Origin of the sequence: Halalkalibaculum sp. DA384 (assembly GCF_043951955.1) — a bacterium.
Classification (GTDB): Bacteria; Bacteroidota; Rhodothermia; order Balneolales; family Balneolaceae; genus JAMQKA01.
The window spans coordinates 30,986-49,945 of sequence record NZ_JBINJE010000009.1 but is presented as its reverse complement, the minus strand read 5'-3'; the positions used below and the strand labels follow the sequence as shown (position 1 = coordinate 49,945).

Genomic DNA, 18,960 nt, shown 5'->3' with positions numbered 1-18,960 from the left:
TATATGGAGGAAGATCCCAACGTTGTACTGCAGATAAAGAACATTTCCAAAGCCTTTGGCGGCGTTCAAGCCCTTGAGAACGTTCATTTCAGGATCCGCGCGGGAGAAGTACACGGCGTGATGGGGGAGAACGGGGCCGGTAAATCGACGCTGATGAATAGCCTGATGGGACTGGTCCAACCAGATGCGGGTCAGATTATTTTCCAGGGAGAGTCGCTGGATCACACCGACGTCAAAAGCGCGCTGGACCGGGGCATATCCATGGTTCACCAGGAGATTATGCCTGTTCCTGAGCTGACCGTCGCCCAGAACATCTTCCTGGGACAAGAAAATACCCGGGCATTTCCGGGCTGGATCGATGAGCAAACGCTGATTAAAAAAGCGCGTCGACAGCTGGAAGAACTCGACGTCGAGATCGACGTAACCCGTCCGATGAAGCAGCTGAGTATTGCCGAGATGCAGATGGTGGAGATCGCCAAGGCACTCTCCAATGATGCAAAAGTTATCATTATGGACGAGCCGACCTCTTCGCTCTCCAACAGGGAGGTGCGGCAGCTGTTCAGCGTAATCCGGGGACAGAAAAAACAGGGCGTCACGGTCATCTACATTTCTCACCGGATGGAGGAGATTTTCCAGATATGTGACCGAATCACTGTATTGAGAGACGGCCGCCATATGGGCACCCATCCCGCAAAAGCCCTTGACGAAGATCAGCTGATCGAGATGATGGTGGGACGGTCCCTTGAAACTGTTTTTCCCGAGAAAAACAGCGAACTCGGAGAGGTCGTGTTTTCTGTGAAAGGATTTAGCAGAGAAGATCGCTACAAAGATATCAATTTCGAGGTTCGGCGCGGAGAGGTACTCGGGCTGGCGGGCCTGATGGGTGCGGGGCGTACCGATATCGTAAAGGCGATTATGGGACTTGAACCCCACGACAAGGGCACAATTGAGCTGCATGGACGGGCGGTGACGATCAATTCTCCCCGGCACGCAATCCGGCGGGGGATCTCCTATGTTACGGAAGACCGGAAAGAGTCTGGCATTATCGGGGATCTGTCAGTCCGGGCCAACCTGACGCTTTCAAATCTGCGTTCTTTCGTTTCAGGAATCCTGATAAATGAGAGGGCGGAGAAAAAAGCCGCCACGGGTATGATAAACAGGCTGAGTATCAAAACGCCCGATATGCATCAGAAAGTACGGTTTTTGAGCGGCGGTAATCAGCAGAAGGTTATCATCGGAAAATCTCTGCTGACAGAGCCGGAGGTGCTCATACTGGATGAGCCGACCCGCGGTATCGACGTAGGGGCTAAATTTGAGATCTACCAGCTGATCGACAAACTGGCAAGAGCGGGAAAAGCTGTTATTTTGATATCTTCGGAACTGCCGGAACTGCTGGGACTGAGTCACCGCATTTTGGTGCTCTCAAGAGGGGAAGTGACGGCAGAACTGCCCGCAGCCGAAGCGACACAGGAAATAATCATGAAATATGCAATAGCAAACAGGTGAAGGAGCGGATGGAGTCAGGTATACAGAGAATTTCAGAAGCGATGGGGAAACGGTCAACATACTCCGAAAAATTGCAGAAATATGGCGTACTAATCGCATTTGTACTCATATGTATCGGCATCTCCGTCATGAGTCCCAATTTCTTGACCGTAACCAACCTTCTAATTGTTGTACGGCAGATTACGATTAACGCGATGCTGGCGTTTGGAGTGACGTTTGTGATTATTTCCGGCGGAATTGATCTCTCCATGGGATCGGTGGTGGCGGTTGCAGGAGTGGTGGCCGCCTCTTTTGCTCATCCGGGAACATATCCGCTTATTGTGCCACTGATGGCCGGACTGGCGGCCGGGGTGCTCATCGGGGCGTTCAACGGTATTGTAATTACGAAGGGAAACGTGCCACCATTCATCGTAACGCTGGGCACGATGACCATCGGCCGGGGACTGGCTTTGATTATCAGTGACGGTCGCCCGATTTCAAACCTTTCGGAATCGTTCGGCTATATCGGCGGGGGAAACCTGTTGGGAATTCCCTTTCCAATCGTGATATTGGGAGTTACCTTTGCCGCCTGCGTGCTGCTTCTGAAAAAAACGGTGCTTGGCCGGTATATCTACGCGGTGGGAGGCAATGAAGAGGCCGCGCGGGCTTCCGGCATCGACGTAAAGAAAATTAAAATAACCGTTTATACCCTTTGTGGCGCACTGTCTGCCGTGGGAGGAATTATCCTGGCTTCCCGTATCAGTACGGGGCAACCCAATGTTGGTGTCGCCTTCGAGCTGGATGCCATTGCGGCGGTGGTGATCGGTGGTACCAGTCTGTCGGGCGGGGTGGGGACGATGACCGGTACGCTGATCGGCGCATTGCTGATCGGGGTAATCGGCAATGGACTTGATTTAATGAATGTTTCTTCCTATTACCAGCAGGTGGTGATGGGATTGATTATCATTGGAGCGGTTCTGCTGGACAACCTGCGGAGAAATAACCTGGACAACTAATTTTTATATCTTGAGATTCATGGCACAAAAGTGTTCTGTTTGCAATTATATGAGTGCGGCAGTGACTATGGCAGTCCTGTCCGGAATGTTGCTGTTATCGGCTTGTAGTCAATCGGGAGATCGGGAAGGCGACGGGCAGCCGGAAATTACCCTCGGGGCGTCGATGCTGAGCATGCAGAATGAATTTGTGGTAAACGTGCGGGATGCGATGGCCACCGAGGCGGAGCAACAGGGGGTTACGCTGCTCGTGAATGATGCCCAACGCTCTGCACTGACACAGCTGGAGCATGTTGAGCGCTTCATCTCACAGGGGGTTGATGCCATCATATTGAATCCGGTGGAGGTGGAGGCCAGCTCTCCGGCAGTAGACCTGGCCCGGCGATCGGGCATCCCGATAATAAATGTGAACTCGGAAACCAGGTCGGAACCTACCGCATTTGTGGGGTCGGACGATGTAAGGGCCGGGGAGATGGCAATGGAATTTATCGCGGAAAGCCTGGGAGGGTCGGGTAACGTGTTGATGCTGCAGGGTTATATGGGGCAGGCCGCCCAGATTAAGCGGGAACAGGGAGCCCAAAATGTGCTGGAGCAGACGCCGGGACTTACATTGCTGGCGTCCCAAACCGCAGAATGGGACCGTGCCGAGGCGATGTCACTGATGGAAAACTGGATACAGTCTTATGGTGACGATATTGACGCGGTGTTTGCCCACAACGATGAAATGGGACTGGGAGCCCTTGAAGCCCTTGAAAATGCCGGGTTGAGCGAGGATGTCATTATCATAAGTATTGACGGCATCCGGGATGCCCTGCAGGCAGTTCGGGATGGACGGCTGGATGCGACGGTATTCCAGGATGCCCGCGGGCAGGGATCAACCGCAGTACAAACGGCGCTAAAGATTATTGCTGAAGATAGTACATACCAAGAAGAGGTGCTAATACCGTTTCAAACGGTAACCCGGGAAAATGTCGACCAATTTTTACAGGAATGAGTCGCACGGATTTTGGAGAAGTATGAATCAAAATTCGTGAGGTGAATGATGAAGAGATGTCCGAAAAAGTGGGATTGTAGCCTGTTGGCGATTTTCCCGTAAACACTAATGCAAACCAACCATTTAATTTTCAAAAATAATTACCAATGAAATATTCAATATTTGCTGCCACAATAATGGCACTGGTCCTAAATTATACACCGATCTCACTAACGGGAAGTTCGACCCCGGAGGAAACAGTAAATATAAACGAGGAAGACACCGACACTATGGATGAAAAACTGTTACGCCATGTGGTACTGCTCAAGTTTAAGGAGAGCGCCACGGAGCAGGAGATAGCAAAAGTTGAAAAAGCGTTTTCCGCCCTGCCGGACAAGATTTCTGCCATCAAGGGATATGAGTGGGGTACGAACAACAGTCCCGAAGGGCTTGACAAGGGATTCACCCACTGTTTCCTGGTAACATTCGAAAGTGAAGAGGATCGCGCCACCTACTTACCACACCCCGACCACAAGGCTTTTGTCGATATTCTGGAACCTCATATGGAGGATGTACTCGTAATTGACTACTGGGCACAGGAAAATTGATTAATCTTGCCGGGATTATGCTCTATTCAATGGGAGTGCTGAATAGATGGAAGCACTGAAAAATAAAGAGCGCGGGCGTTATCGCCAGCGCTCTTTATCTATAAGAGGGTACGATTGGTAACTATTCAACCACGATCGTCCCTTTCATGCCCGCCGCAAAGTGTCCGGGAAAAGAACAGATGTAGGTATAGCTTCCGGTCTCTTCCGGGACGGTAAATGTGACTTCAACCGTTTCGCCACCGCCGGCAAGGCCTGTGTAGGCAATGATTTGGTCAGTCAATTTGGGGGGGATAAAATCGTCGTTTCTGGCCGTGGCAGCTGCAGAAGCGAAGGCTTTCGCATCCACGTCCTGCTTCAGGACGACCACATTATGGGCCATGGCCACCTTGGGAAGATTACTTTCGGTAGTGAGAACAATTTTAATTTCTTCACCGGGCGATGCATTGATCTCCGTTACATCAAATTGCATTTGGTCTGATCCTATTATTTCAATCGTCCTGATCTCCTCTGAAGAATCCTGGGCGTGAAGGGCGATAACGGGAAATAAAAATAAAAGTAGCAGTGAACCGGTTATAGGTAAGAATTTCATTGTGTAATAAGTTAGTTTGTTGGTTTTAGAATGATCAGTGAAGATAGTATTTACAGGATAGTTTCTAAAAAATGTTTCCTGTTAAACGGGTTAAAAAATGGAGATTCTTTTCAGTAGATTTAGGATATGACCAACTCTTTAGATACTGTAGGGATTACAAAAATTGAAATAGCAAGATACGGGGTGGGAAATTTAAATGGAGATTCTGAAGATTCCATAGGTCAATCAGTATTTAATACTGATCCTCGGCCGAAGTTTTTTGTGCTTAAACTCATGCCAACTCACAGACATAACATACCGGAGGGCTTTTGAAAAACCAGGAGTTTCGTAGAAGGCGAAAATGCCGTAATTGAGCAAAACTACGGTTTTGCAAAGCCCTCGAACACACTGAATATCGTACACTCGTAAACAATCATAATGGATTCCGACATGGACAGAAATCATACAAAAATGGGATTTGGGTATCTGCTGATAGTGCTGCTCATTCCTCTTTTTCTTATCGCGAACAATATTCCACATACAGGCATCAACAGTGAACAGGCGCCGTTGACTCAGGAGAGATCAACAGCAGATGAGGATACACTGACAGACAATATTAACACCTTGCCCGGTTTTGAAGTACAGCTGCTGTATGAAGTGCCGCGGGAAGAACAGGGATCCTGGGTTGCGCTGGCTGTGGGACCTGACGGCAACCTGATCGCTTCCGACCAGGAGGATGAGGGGCTGTTCCGTGTAAAAGTTGAGGGTTCAAGAGAAAATCCCGAGGTGACCGTCGAGGAGATGGTGATGCCCGTTTATGGAGCGCAGGGATTGCTATGGCAATTTGATCATCTCTACACCAACCTGAATGGGGAAGGATTGTTCCGGTTGCGAAACACAAAAGGGGACAGTGAGTTTGATGTGATGGAGTACATGGGCGGTCCCAAGTTTGGTGGCGAGCACGGCAACCATTCGGTTATCCCAACGGAAGATGGAGAGGGATTATATATCGTCAATGGAAACCACACTCCGCCTCCTTCGTTGACAGCCAATCGGCTCTCTGGCTGGGAAGAGGATATTCTGTTGCCCCGCAACTGGGATGCCCGCGGTCATGCGCGTGGAATATTTGCGCCCGGAGGGTACATCGTTCGCATCAATCCGGAAGCCACCGAGTGGGAAATGATAAGTATGGGCTATCGAAATACATATGATATAGCCACTAACGCCCACGGTGATCTTTTTGCCTATGATTCCGATATGGAATGGGATATGGGGATGCCCTGGTACCGCCCCACCCGCCTGATTCATTCGGTGAGCGGGAGTGATTACGGCTGGAGAAGCGGCAGTGGTAAATGGAAGCAATATTATGAAGACAGTCTTCCACCCATTGTAAATATCGGCCCGGGTTCTCCGACGGGGCTGCTATTCGGTACGGGCGCCGAGTTCCCGGCCCGATACCAGCGGGCGCTGTTTGGCCTGGACTGGACCTTCGGTACCATGTATGCATTTCACCTGGAACCGGAAGGAGCCAGTTATACGGCTGAAGTAGAAGAGTTTTTGTCGGGAAGTCCACTTCCCCTGACAGATGCCGTGATCGGACCGGACGGGGCCCTCTATTTTGCCACGGGAGGCCGTAATCAGCAGTCGTACCTGTATCGCGTAATCTATACCGGAGATGAATCGACCGCACCCGCTGAGGCGGTGGACAACCCCGAGGCGCAGGAAGCACGTGAAACCCGGCGCATGCTGGAAGCTTATCACGGGCAGCAGGATCCGGAAGCCGTTGAAACGGCATGGCCCTATCTCTCAAACGAAGACCGTTTTATTCGTCATGCAGCCCGGGTCGCGATTGAGGCTCAACCGGTAGATAGCTGGGCCGGAAAAGCGATGGCTGAAATGAATCCGCAGGCGCGCATAACCTCTATGGTGGCACTGGCCCGCACAGGGTCCGAAAGTCACCGGGACGGCGCCATTAAATCACTGCTGGAGCTGAATGTCCATGCCCTCGATGCGGAGCAGAAGCTCGGATATCTGCGGGCGTTGTCACTCATCTTCATGCGGCTCGGCGATCCCAGTGATGAGCAACACGCCAAAATTACGGATCGCCTGCAGGAGGTGTTGCCGGACGACGACCCGCGGGTAAACACAGAGCTTATCCGGGTCCTGGTCTACCTTGAAGACCCACGCGTGATCGGAAAGGCGCTTACGCTGATGCAGAGTGACACCGAGCCGACGCCGCTGAACTGGAATAAAAGCCTGTTGGAGCGGAACGAGCGCTACGGCGGAACGATTAACGACATGATTGAAAATCCGCCGCCTACCAACAAGCTTGAGTATGCGTTTATGCTCAGGAATATGGAAAACGGTTGGACGATAGAGCAACGGCGCGAATACTTTACTTTTATCAATAATGCCTCCGATGCTATGGGGGGTGCCAGCTATACCGGCTTCCTCGAGCGGATGCGCACCGAGGCGCTGGCCAATGCCAGTGAAGAAGAGATTGAAGCCGTATCAGACCTGACGGGGGTCAGCCTTGCACAGGAACCTGATTTCGAGATCCATCCCCCGGAAGGTCCCGGGCGCGAGTGGACGGTTAACGGTGCGCTGGACGCGATCTACGGCGACCAGGAGGGATGGGGACGAGAGATCCAGGGCGAGCTGGATTTCGAACGCGGACGCAGCCTGTTTCACGCAATAGGCTGTGCATCCTGTCACCGGCTCGGTGGTTACGGTGGAAACATCGGTCCCGATCTGAACAGCGTGGCCCGGCGCTTCGGTATCGACGGGGTGATTGAAAAAACGATCAATCCAAACACGCTGATCTCCGACCAGTACAGCAGCTCCGAAGTTACGCTTGAAAATGGAGAATCCGTTACGGGACTGGTCGTCGAAGAGGGAGAAAGCATCAAAATTTATACCCGCGACCCGGACGAACCACCCACGGTTGTGAACAGTTCTGAAGTGGTTTCGATAGAGCCGGTCGATATCTCACAGATGCCGCCGGGCCTGATCAATACGCTGAATCCCGCTGAGCTTCGCGACCTGATGGGATATATTGAATCGGGAGGAAATCCGGAAGACGAGATCTATGAAAGTGAAGAGGAATCGGAGGAGAACACTGAAGAAAGCGCGGAATAATTAAAAAAACTCATTACACATGAGGTAGCAGATAATAGCCCCGCCCGTTCCATCTGCCGGCACTGTTGGCTGCATGGGACGGGCTCTGCTATTTTAGAGAATAAGTAGGCAGGGATATGGAAGCAGTAAAAAAGAATCATTCAATATTCAATCTTATGGAAGAAAATATGATCTCGATGCAGTCAGGTACTTCATTATCTAAAAAGCTCTTAACAGTATTGATACTGGGTTTGGTTATGGGTTGTGCACAAGAAGGTCAAGAAGCAGAGCAGGCGGACTCCGAAACAGCTGCCGTGCAGGAAAATGCTGAATCTGGCTTCAAATCCATATTCAACGGTGAAAACCTGGACGGGTGGGAGGGCGATCCCCGTTTGTGGAGCGTTGAAGAGGGCGTTATCGTCGGAGAGACCTCCGAAGAAAATAACATTGAAGAGAATACCTTCCTTATCTGGGAAGAGGGGGAACCGGCTAATTTTGAAGCCCGTTTTGAATATCGTTTTGTTGAAACGGGGGGCGAATTGTCGGGGAATTCCGGTTTCCAGTATCGTTCGGAACGGTTTACAACCGAAGACAAGCCCGATCTTAAGTATAGAGTCCGCGGGAACCAGGGAGATTTTGCAGTCAGCGACTGGATTCCGGGCCTGCACTACGAGGAGAAAAAACGGGGTATCCTGGCACGCCGCGGACAGCGGGTTGTGATCGACAGCGAGGGCGAAAAAGAAGAGGAACGGTTTGCTGAAGAGGCGGAGCTCGGAAAGTACATTGTCCACGACGAGTGGAACAAGTATCACGTGTATGCCAACGGCGACACCATGCGCGCCTCCATCAATAATCAGTTAATGCACGAAGTGATCGATCATTCGGGAGAAAACCTGGAGAAGGGCGTGCTCGCATTTCAGCTGCATGTCGGCCCTCCGATGCGGGTGGAGATTCGAAACGTGGAACTCAAGTTGTTAGACTAGGCCGGGCCGGCAGGTCAAATCCTTGAGTTCTTATAGAAGCCTTTGAAAAACCAGGGATTTTGTCCAGGGCCAACCCCTGAGTGCATTCGAAACCGCAGTTTCTATCCCATTAATGAGGATTTCGAATTTGCAACAATGCCGGGTTTTGCCAAAACAACGGTTTTACAACGGCCTCTGATTTTGTTGGACAGCAATATTGGTCTACAGATGCATAAACCGTAATTTACCAACTTAACTCGAATACATTAATAATGTGTGCGAATTTCAAAGCCTTCTACAATTCTAAATCGGACCCGGGATTTTAAACGGCAGGCTATATGATGGATGGCAGGAAACTTTTGGTGGCACTGTTGGTATTGGTGTGCCTGGGCAGTTGCTCAGGGGAGCAGCAAAAACAGCCTGCACCAAACTCGTCAACCTCGGCCGATAGTGAACCTGTTACCGGTATTTTCAGTAAACTGCCCTCCTCTGAGACCGGGATCACCTTTTCCAACGTTATTGATGAAAGAGACGGAGAAAATGTGCTGGATTTTTCTTTGTTGTATAATGGAGGCGGTGTTGCTATAGCAGATATTAATAATGATGGGCTATCCGATATTTTTTTCACGGGTAATATGGTTTCCAGCAGATTGTATCTGAACAAAGGTGAACTGGAATTTGAAGATATCACAGAATCAGCAGGGATCACGACAGAGAGATGGATTACTGGGGCCTCTATGGTAGATATTGATGGCAACGGTTATATTGATATCTATCTTTCAGTAGCCAGCAGGGAAGAAGACCCGGAAAACCAGAGAGCCAATTTACTCTACTTAAATAATGGGGACAATACATTTACAGAGGCGGCTGTAGAATATGGTATTGCATCTACCCGATTTACAACACATGCAGCTTTTTTAGATTATAATCGGGATGGTTTGTTGGATTTATTTTTGTTGAATCACTCTCCGGGCACATTTTCGAGGGAAATGGGCCAGAGTATTGCCATCTCCCAAAACCCTTCAGCGGATAGCTTGAATATAAGTTTTGATCAGTTATACAGGAATAATGGGAACGGTACCTTTACCGAAGTATCCAGGGAAGCGGGTATCCTGGAAAGAAAGGGATATGGACTCGGGGTAGCTGTAGGAGATCTTAATCGTGATGGATGGCCTGACATATATATATCAAACGATATTGCACCGGACGATGTGCTGTATATGAATAATGGAGACGGAACGTTCACCGATCAATCAAGGTCGTACTTAAAACATACTACCTATGCCGGGATGGGGGTGGATATAGCTGATTTTAATAACGATGGATGGCCCGATATTTTTCAGACTGGAATGATGCCGGAGGATCTTGAAGAAAGAAAGGGAATGAGTTACGGTACCAGCTTTGAGCAATTTAACAACCTGGTAATTGACCAGGGCTATAACTATTCCTATAACCTCAATGCATTACAGTTGAACAATGGGATCGATCCTTCTGGACATCTCAAATTTAGTGAAGTGGCTCGTATAGCTGGAGTAGCATACACAGACTGGAGCTGGGCAACACTATTTGGTGATTATGACAATGATGGCCATAAAGATATCATTGTAACGAATGGTTATCCGAAAGCGACCAACGATTTCGATTTCATCGTCGAAATGCACAATACATCAGACCAAGACAAACGATCCCAGATTTTAGAAAATCTAAAGAATATTCGGATACCCAACTATCTGTTTCAAAACAATGGTACAATGCAGTTCAGTGATGTAACCAAATCTTGGGGCTTTGGGGATTCCACCTATTCGTATGGAGCGGCCCACGGCGACCTGGATAACGATGGTGATCTTGAACTGATTATTAACAATCTGAATGAACCCGCCTCGATTTACAAGAATAATACCATAGAACAATCCGGTAATCATTACCTGACTATTCAATTGAATGGGCCAGGACAAAATAGTATAGGGATTGGAACGGAGGTTGTTATCACATTAGGAGAAGAAAAACAGTATTTGTACCAATCGCCTTACCGTGGATACCAGTCATCTGTTGATACTCGTCTTCATTTCGGATTAGAGAAAGAGAACCTTATTGATTCACTTGAAGTATTTTGGCCGGATGGAAGTTATCAGTTGTTGACCGGGATAGAGGCAAATCAACAATTAACCCTTGATTATAATAACGCATCAGATCCTAGAGATCCTGACAGATCACCAAAGAATATTGGCTATTTATTTAAAGAAGTGACAAATGAGACGGGTTTGACCTATGAACACAATGAAAATAATTTTATCGATTATCAGGTTCAGCCGTTACTTATGCAGCAATTGTCAAGATTGGGGCCAAGGATAGCTACAGGTGATGTCAATGGTGACGGACTGGAAGATCTATATGTGGGAGGGGCAGCTAATTCGGCCGGCGTATTATATATGCAGCAGTCACCGGGGCAGTTTGAAGAAGCGAATGAAAATCAGCCTTGGTTGGCGGATGCTTCTAGTGAAGACATGGGAGCAGTTTTCTTTGATGCGAATGGAGATGGCTCGCTTGATCTGTACGTGGCAAGTGGTGGATATGAATTTTTTTCCCATGAAGACAACATGCTCGATCGCCTATATATCAACACGGGAGAGGGCCGCTTCATTAAAGATGAATCCGCACTTCCCAGAATGTATACGAGCAGTTCAGTGGTAACTCCGGGAGATTTCAACGGGGATGGGTCGATGGACCTATTTGTCGGAGGGAGACTATTCCCCCAAAAGTATCCTTACCCAGCACGAAGTTACCTCCTTCTAAACGAGGGGGGGACTTTTCGGGATGTAACGAAAGATGTGGCTCCCGGTTTAGTTGAACCGGGTATGATTACCGACGCAGAGTGGATAGATTTCAATGGAGACGGTCAGCTAGATCTGGTTATGGCCGGTACCTGGCTCCCGATTCAGTTTTATCAAATGAGTAGCAGTGGCCAGCTGGAGGAAGTAACAGATGAAGTCATAGAACAGCCACTTAGGGGTTGGTGGTATAGCCTGGAAACCGGTGACTTTAACAAGGATGGAAAACCGGACATCGTAGCGGGTAATCTGGGGCTTAATCACACTTTTAGTACCTCAAGAGAACAGAAGTTCGGGCTGTTTGCAAACGATTTTAATAATGATCTGACGACAGATCTAATTTATACTGTACAGAGAGATAGCCTTTACTATCCTTTTTTTGGGAAGGGCAGATTATTGCTTGGGAAACAGAGATTTATACATGAGCAATATCCAACTTTTTCATCAATGAAAGGAGAGTCAATGTCCGATATTTTCGAAGAGCGGGATTTAAATGAATCACTAAAATTTCAGGCTGATACCTTTGCCAGCATGGTGCTCCTGAGTAAAGAAGAAGGCGGGTACTCGATGAATACACTCCCGGATTATGCTCAGATCTCTCCGATTAACGGAATTGTATCAGAAGATGTTGACCAGGACGGAAACCTTGATTTGATTATAGCTGGCAATATTTTTGCCACCCATCCTGATATTTCAAGAGCTGATGCCGGTAATGGATTATTATTAAAAGGAGATGGAGATGGCAATTTTGAACCCATTCCCCCCTTTAGAAGTGGGTTGTGGGCCTCGGGAGATGTAAAAACTTTGAAAATTATTAACACACCTGAAAATAAACTGTTATTGGTTGCCAACAATGATGATAGACTCCAGGTGTTTAGGATTGAATAAATTTAAAAATACCGATTTGGGGTGCCAGCTCTGTTTCATACCTTGCAAAAATAGACGTTATGTATACTGGCTTTGGCCAGATCTATGTTCTGATATACTCCGCAGCAGGTAATGCAGTTCAGGTAGAAAGGTTGGAAAAGTCAGCCTCGTAATCCGCGTTAAGCTTACTCTATAACCAGGATTCGCTGTCGATGCCCAGAACAGGACTAAGCCAATAATGTGATAACCGTTAAAGTTGTTCACAGAGAAAATGTAGCTTGCCCTAAACAGTAAGCTGATTGGTTGGAATATTTTTACGGATGATAAAATTTTGTCGAAGTCGGTTTTAGTGTCATGGATAGTCAGGCTTTTTAAAGCCCCCCCCTTTACCTGGTATACCACTAGCTTGAATAGCCCCTTGTATTTAAAGTCTACTCTCTAAACGTGTCGTAAACAAATTAAGTAGGGAAGGTATTGACGGGAAAAAATAATTTTTTTAAAAAGAGTAGTAATTAATAATGGGGCCCTCTATCTATATAGATAATAAGGTTAATTAGGGAAATCTGCTTGCACTTAGTAGGATTTAAAAAGTGTAGATTCATTTTAAATAATAACAAATCAAAGGGGTAAGGGGGGATAAAGGCCTAATCTAATACCGTATTCTTTTTTATATACTATTAACATAAAAAATAGGGAAATAAACATGTTATATATGTTAAATCAATTCAGGATAAGGCTGAAGGCTTTCTGGATGTTGGGGATATCACTGATGTTCTTGACCTCTGTTGCATTTGGCCAGACAGTTACCGGAACAGTCACAGACGCTGAAACCGGTGTCACTATGCCGGGAGTAAATATTTCAGTTCAGGGCACCCAGATTGGTACTTCTAGCGATGCAGATGGTGAGTATTCACTAGATGTACCTTCACTGGACGCTACACTCGTCTTTTCATTTGTGGGGTATGAAACCGTCAATGAACCGATTAACGGTCGTCAAACCGTCAATATAGAAATGACTCCAGCGGCTGTGATGGGTGAAGATGTCGTAGTAGTTGGATATGGTACCCAGCGAAGTGAGGATGTAACTGGATCAGTAGGAGTTGTAGACAATGCAAATATATCGAGTTTGTCTGTAAGCAGTCCGGAACAGGTCCTGCAAGGACAGATTGCCGGAGTTACCGTTCAGAAGACCACGGGTGTTCCCGGGTCTGGAGCTCAGGTTCGGATTCGTGGTGTCAGTAGTGCTGGCTCAGGAGTGGTTCCTCTGTATGTAGTTGATGGTTTTGCGCTGCCGCAACCCAATCCAGACCAAGAACAAGCAGCGAACTACAGGAGCCCGCTCTCTGATATTCCAGCTTCGGATATAGAATCTATTACGGTATTAAAAGATGCTTCTGCTACCGCTATATATGGTTCTCGTGCTTCCAATGGGGTAGTTGTAATTGAAACGAAAGGCGGATCTGCCGGTGCACGACAGGTCAATGTGAATGTCTCTACTTCAGTTTCACAAGATATTGAACGGATGAAATTCGATATGGCCAATGCTGAAGAGTACGCATCCTTTTGGCGTTTTATCTGGGAAGATAGAATGGGTGCAGGTACGCCTTTACCTGATGTGTATGCCAATCCGCAGAACTACAATGATACCGAATGGTTTGAGACCGTCCGCCAGGACAATGCAATAAGTTATGATGCTAACGTTTCTATCAGTGGCGGTAACGAATCCATTCGCTCCTATTTTTCTGCTAATGTTCGTAGCGACCAAGGTGTTATTAAACATACTTCGTTTGACAGGGTAAGCCTTCGTGCGAACCTGGAGGCATCGCTGTCAGACAAACTTACTGTTGGACTAAAACTAGCTCCCAGTTATACGAAAAGAAATCTTCCCGATGTCGCTGAAGAGGGCCGTGGTTCAGTACAAGGTTCTCCTATGATGATGAGTCCTCTTGGACCTGCTTATGTCGACGGTGAACTTACTGTTTATCCTCAGCAACATGTACGAAGTCCGGGAACCTGGCAACATCCGAACCCACTCTACGTACTTGAAAATCTTGATCAAAGCTTTGATGGTATACGAGGAATTGGTACCGCCTTTATGAACTATGAGTTTATGGAAGGGCTGACCGCACGCGCCAGTGGGAACGTGGATTGGGGTCTTTCTACAGAAGAGTACTTCAGGCCATCAACTTTTGGTGGAATTAATAGTAACCCACCGGTAACGCCTATAGGATATATCAACGATTCTAGAGACAACAGCCTGTTGGGTGAAATAACCGTCAACTTTAACAGGGAACTTGGTCCCGGTACATTGGACGCATTAGCAGGATATAGTGTTCAGACTGGATACAGATACACCTCCCAATTTAATGGAGAGTTTCCCGATGATGAGATACGTACATTGAACGTTGCTTCTGATCTTACCGGTAATAGTTTAGAATCAGAGTGGTCAATGATGTCTTGGCTGGGGCGGGCAAACTATAACCTGTTAGACCGGTACATATTTACTGCCACCTTCCGCGCTGACGGTTCTTCACGCTTTGGTAGTGAAAATCGCTGGGGCAATTTCCCTTCAGCTGCGGTTGCATGGAATGTGCACAACGAGGAATTTTTTAATTCCGAGACCTTCGATGAATTGCGTATGCGTGGTTCATACGGATTCAGTGGTAATAACCAAATAGGTAATTACTCTGCGTTGGGAACCGTTGAGCAAGCGGACTATATGTTTAACAATGGCTCGGTTGCAGGTGGACGGAAAATTGTTTCACTTGCCAATCCCAACCTGACGTGGGAGCGTTTAAAGGAGGTTAATGTTGGTGTGGATGCTTCTTTACTGAATTATCGGATGAATCTTACCGTCGAATATTTCAATCGGACTAACTCCGATATGCTTTTGAACCGCAACCTGCCGACAAGTTCCGGATTTGGCTCAGTAACCGAGAACCTGGGTGATATGGAAACCTGGGGGCTTGAGGTTACTCTCAATACTGTTAACGTCGAACGCGATGATTTTTCATGGTTAACAGACCTGAACTGGTCAATGTATCGCAATGAGATTACTTCATTGCCAAATGGAGCTCCAATTTATGGTGCAGGAGCAGAAGGACAGCCTGCCCACATTACACGCGTGGGTGATCCTATGGCGTTACACCTCGGACATGTAGTACCCGATGGATATGCCCTGTACACTCCAGAGCAGATAGCAGATTCCAATGTGCCCAAATATTCAGGAGCGATTCCGGGGAACTTGATATTTTTGGATGTAAATGGGGACGGTCAGATTACCCCTGGTCCACCTCCTGAAGGTGATTTTGCTGTGATTGGTAATCCACATCCCGATTGGACATTTGGAATGGTGAATACCATACGATATAAAAACTGGGATTTCCGTTTTAATGTTACCGGTAGCATAGGCCATGATATCAATCGCAGAGAGTACTTCCGTACTGCTCTTAACATCGATGGATTGTTCAATGTAGCCGCGGATTATGCCAATAATTTCTACCGTTCTGAAGCAGAACCTGGTGATGGAAGGCATCCAACTCCTCTAGGACCGTCAGAGGCTCGTACGCGCTATCGTGGTCAGCATACGCTCAACATTTATGATGGTACGAATGTGTGGGTGCGTAATGTAACGCTCCGGTATAACCTGCCATCTGGATTTGCCGGCACCAAAAACTCTAATGTGTACATGTCGGTGGATAACCCCTGGATCATAACCTCATATCCGGGTAATCCCGAAGCACAGGATAATGGGCAGACCGGAAACCTTTCTCTCGGACGAGATTTTTCTTCTTATCCGCTTGCAACAACGTTTTCATTAGGTCTAGAAATAGGCCTGTAAGAGGGTGTTTTCTAATTGCAAAAAAAATTATGGAATAATCACTATGGAATTATCTAATAAAACTAATAAAGTTCGATACCGAATTCTGAGGGTGTGGCCAGCGGCTGTGATGCTCTGCGCGGTCATGTTCCTTTGGACCGGGTGCGATACAGACAACTATTTAAGTCCGGACCCGGCTTCGTTTACTACCACAGCCAATTATTTTGAACAACCCTCTCACTTTGAGGCGGCCTTAGCAGCTGCTTATACTGATTTGAGAGGAGTGTTGGGACTTGGTGATGGTGTTAACACAAATTTACTGTTGAAAGAGACCCGTGGCTATGCGACCAACCGGATGTTTGATCCCAATCTTCCGGGTATTGATGCCCAGAACGTAATGGGCTGGTTTGTAAACCCCAGTAATACCATACCCGAACAAATTTGGGGGGGATTTTACGAGACGGTCAATACTGCAAACACTGTTATTACCCGAATAGATGATATAGAATGGGAAAATAGCAATCAGCGTGATCGGATCTTGAACGAAGCCAAATTTATTCGTGCTGTATCATATTTCAACCTGGTTCAGCTCTGGAGTGATGTAGACGGCACAGGCGTACCGCTTGTGACGGAGGAGACTTCTTCTCCTGCAGCAGCTCTTGATAAAGTGCGTGCTTCAGAAAGTGAAGTATATGCACAAATTATCAGTGACCTTGAGGATGCTACTTCACTACCCTCTAAAGGTAGCACCGATCTTGGACGTGCTACTGCCGGGGCGGCAAACTTCCTATTGGGTAAAACACGGTTATTAACAGGTGATTATACAGGTGCGATTTCTGCCCTGGAATCATTGGCTGGCGAATATTCGCTTCTGCCACAGGGTGAATATATCGATATCTTTAATCCTGATAATAATTATAACGACGAGTCCATTTTTGAGCTCGAGTACTCAAATAGTGTGGCCGGTCAGCCTGATGCAGATTTTTTGGATATGGTTATTCCTCATCATTACGCTGACAACGGCATTATGCAGGATAATTTTCCCGGTATGCCAACAACGGAAGATGGATCCAACGAGGGGATATATCCTTCATACCAGGTTTGGGATTTCTTTGATACCGCCAATGATGAACGATACACGGATATGTTCTATTGGACAGCTGATCCGTCCAATAGAACTTTTGGAGGTGTAGCACATACGCCTTTTTCTGTGTCAAGTGACTCTATTGCCACAATTAAAAAGTACTACTGGCCGAATCAGATCGCTAGTGATAGTGAACAAGATGGTAATCTTGTAATATTCCGGTATGCTGATGCCTTGTTAGCTTTGGCAGAGGCGCACTGGCAACGAGGGGATGGGGGCGATGACGTTGCTGCTATTGGGTATATCAATGATATCCGTGAGCGTGCAGGTATGGCTCCTACCAGTATTGCGACACTTGATATCGATTATCCTGTACCATTTATCCTTGAAGGAACCTTTTTGGATAGTGATAATTTGGGCCGAGCTATCTTTATGGAACGGACTGTGGAGCTGTTGGCCGAGGGGCATAGTATAATGGACCTGTTCCGATTTTCACATTATAATGATGGTACGCTCTCCTTTGCTCATGATGTTTTGGTTACCTTCCATGATGATCGTATAGCAAAAGAGGGCAATGTTGAAGGAATTAGCAACATTGATATTTCTTCTCCAGCTGAACTGGTTCTGCCTATACCAGTAGGTGAGATTCAGAATACCCAGGGTCAGATCACACAAAATAGTTTCTATCAATAAGTGATCTAAACCAATAATTAACATGTAGATCTTTTAAAGGGAGGGCTTGCAAAAGCTCTCCCTATTTTTTTACCCAAGACAATTGTTTTAATTGAAATTTTTGATTGAGGAAGCTCATGTATACAAGAATTAATGAAGAGATATCGAAGTTCGCTCATAATATGTTTGCTCATTGCTTCCTTTGGACCATATTGCTTATTGCTGTTGTTGGTTGCGGCGAACCCGATGAGGCAACTCCAGCAGAAGACGGATTTAAGAAAATATTCAACGGAAAAACGCTAGATGGATGGGAAGGAGATCCAACCTACTGGCGTGTCGAAGATGGCGCATTGGTCGGAGAGGTGACCCCCAGTACACTACTTGACCGAAACAGCTTTATCATCTGGCAGGGAGATATGCCATCTGACTTTGAGCTCAAGGTTGAGTACCGGATCTCGGCGGATGGAAACAGCGGAATCAATTACCGGAGTGAACGGGTTGAGGGAGTGCCCTATGCCCTGCGAGGATACCAGGCAGACCTGGACGGCCAGAACCGGTACACCGGGATGAATTATGAAGAGCGCAGGCGTACCACACTGGCGGCAATTGGCGAAAAGGTGATCCTCCCGCCGATGCCCGAAACAGACTCCCTGGAGACCTACATTCAGAATAATCAGTGGACTGCAAGAAATGTCGTTGGCTCTTTGGGAAATGTGGATTCTCTGAAGGCCAATATAAATAATGGCAACTGGAATGAGTACCACATAATAGCAAGGGGAAATCATCTGCAACATTACGTCAATGGCGCGTTGATGAGCGACGCGACCGATCGGGATACGGTTAACCGCCGGTTTGATGGTCGGCTTGGCGTCCAGGTACATGTTGGCCCTCCCATGAAGGTGGAATACCGAAATTTCAGGATTAAGAGGTTGAACTAAATGACAGGGATCTTTGCAGAACCTG

The 18,960-nt window shown here is 47.3% G+C and carries 11 protein-coding genes; 10 read left to right on the top strand and 1 reads right to left on the bottom strand.

Annotated elements, in window-relative coordinates; all coding sequences use genetic code 11:
* Nucleotides 1–3: 3 nt before the first annotated feature.
* From ACG2E4_RS07185 to ACG2E4_RS07170, 4 genes are all read left to right on the top strand, one after another.
* A complete protein-coding gene (locus ACG2E4_RS07185) occupies nt 4–1,506 on the top strand; it encodes a sugar ABC transporter ATP-binding protein (protein WP_395259086.1) in 1,503 nt (500 codons plus the stop codon).
* A gap of 8 nt (nt 1,507–1,514) precedes the next feature.
* On the top strand, nt 1,515–2,501 hold the full coding sequence (locus ACG2E4_RS07180) for an ABC transporter permease (RefSeq protein ID WP_395259085.1): 987 nt from the start codon (nt 1,515–1,517) through the stop codon (nt 2,499–2,501).
* Between the two features lie 67 nt (nt 2,502–2,568).
* On the top strand, nt 2,569–3,492 hold the full coding sequence (locus ACG2E4_RS07175; protein ID WP_395259083.1) for a sugar ABC transporter substrate-binding protein: 924 nt from the start codon (nt 2,569–2,571) through the stop codon (nt 3,490–3,492).
* Nucleotides 3,493–3,638: 146 nt separating this feature from the next.
* Entirely contained in the window at nt 3,639–4,079 is a 441-nt protein-coding gene (locus ACG2E4_RS07170; protein WP_395276132.1) for a Dabb family protein, read from the top strand.
* A gap of 121 nt (nt 4,080–4,200) precedes the next feature.
* On the opposite strand, the gene ACG2E4_RS07165 is transcribed toward ACG2E4_RS07170, so the two are convergent.
* The gene (locus tag ACG2E4_RS07165; RefSeq protein WP_395276131.1) at nt 4,201–4,668 is read right to left on the bottom strand and encodes a plastocyanin/azurin family copper-binding protein; all 468 of its coding nucleotides are present in this window, start codon (nt 4,666–4,668) and stop codon (nt 4,201–4,203) included.
* 429 nt (nt 4,669–5,097) lie between these two features.
* Between ACG2E4_RS07165 and ACG2E4_RS07160 the strand changes: the two genes are divergently transcribed.
* From ACG2E4_RS07160 to ACG2E4_RS07135, 6 genes are all read left to right on the top strand, one after another.
* The gene (locus ACG2E4_RS07160) at nt 5,098–7,785 is read left to right on the top strand and encodes a heme-binding protein (protein ID WP_395259075.1); all 2,688 of its coding nucleotides are present in this window, start codon (nt 5,098–5,100) and stop codon (nt 7,783–7,785) included.
* A gap of 155 nt (nt 7,786–7,940) precedes the next feature.
* Nucleotides 7,941–8,747, top strand: a complete 807-nt coding sequence (locus tag ACG2E4_RS07155; protein ID WP_395276130.1) for a DUF1080 domain-containing protein — start codon at nt 7,941–7,943, stop codon at nt 8,745–8,747.
* Nucleotides 8,748–9,064: 317 nt separating this feature from the next.
* A complete protein-coding gene (locus ACG2E4_RS07150) occupies nt 9,065–12,442 on the top strand; it encodes a VCBS repeat-containing protein (RefSeq protein ID WP_395276129.1) in 3,378 nt (1,125 codons plus the stop codon).
* 691 nt (nt 12,443–13,133) lie between these two features.
* Nucleotides 13,134–16,262: a SusC/RagA family TonB-linked outer membrane protein gene (locus ACG2E4_RS07145; RefSeq protein ID WP_395259067.1), complete on the top strand. Its 3,129-nt coding sequence runs from the start codon at nt 13,134–13,136 to the stop codon at nt 16,260–16,262.
* Nucleotides 16,263–16,305: 43 nt separating this feature from the next.
* Nucleotides 16,306–18,018, top strand: coding sequence for a RagB/SusD family nutrient uptake outer membrane protein (locus ACG2E4_RS07140; RefSeq protein ID WP_395276128.1), 1,713 nt, complete (start codon nt 16,306–16,308; stop codon nt 18,016–18,018).
* 116 nt (nt 18,019–18,134) lie between these two features.
* Nucleotides 18,135–18,935, top strand: a complete 801-nt coding sequence (locus ACG2E4_RS07135) for a DUF1080 domain-containing protein (protein ID WP_395276127.1) — start codon at nt 18,135–18,137, stop codon at nt 18,933–18,935.
* Nucleotides 18,936–18,960 lie beyond the last annotated feature (25 nt).

Excerpts from the sequence above, each read along its gene's own strand:
- ACG2E4_RS07185 (WP_395259086.1), top strand. The coding sequence starts at position 4 with ATGGAGGAAGATCCCAACGTTGTACTGCAGATAAAGAACATTTCCAAA.
- ACG2E4_RS07180 (WP_395259085.1), top strand. The coding sequence starts at position 1,515 with ATGGAGTCAGGTATACAGAGAATTTCAGAAGCGATGGGGAAACGGTCA.
- ACG2E4_RS07175 (WP_395259083.1), top strand. The coding sequence starts at position 2,569 with ATGGCAGTCCTGTCCGGAATGTTGCTGTTATCGGCTTGTAGTCAATCG.
- ACG2E4_RS07170 (WP_395276132.1), top strand. The coding sequence starts at position 3,639 with ATGAAATATTCAATATTTGCTGCCACAATAATGGCACTGGTCCTAAAT.
- ACG2E4_RS07165 (WP_395276131.1), bottom strand. The coding sequence starts at position 4,668 with ATGAAATTCTTACCTATAACCGGTTCACTGCTACTTTTATTTTTATTT.
- ACG2E4_RS07160 (WP_395259075.1), top strand. The coding sequence starts at position 5,098 with ATGGACAGAAATCATACAAAAATGGGATTTGGGTATCTGCTGATAGTG.
- ACG2E4_RS07155 (WP_395276130.1), top strand. The coding sequence starts at position 7,941 with ATGGAAGAAAATATGATCTCGATGCAGTCAGGTACTTCATTATCTAAA.
- ACG2E4_RS07150 (WP_395276129.1), top strand. The coding sequence starts at position 9,065 with ATGATGGATGGCAGGAAACTTTTGGTGGCACTGTTGGTATTGGTGTGC.
- ACG2E4_RS07145 (WP_395259067.1), top strand. The coding sequence starts at position 13,134 with ATGTTAAATCAATTCAGGATAAGGCTGAAGGCTTTCTGGATGTTGGGG.
- ACG2E4_RS07140 (WP_395276128.1), top strand. The coding sequence starts at position 16,306 with ATGGAATTATCTAATAAAACTAATAAAGTTCGATACCGAATTCTGAGG.
- ACG2E4_RS07135 (WP_395276127.1), top strand. The coding sequence starts at position 18,135 with ATGTATACAAGAATTAATGAAGAGATATCGAAGTTCGCTCATAATATG.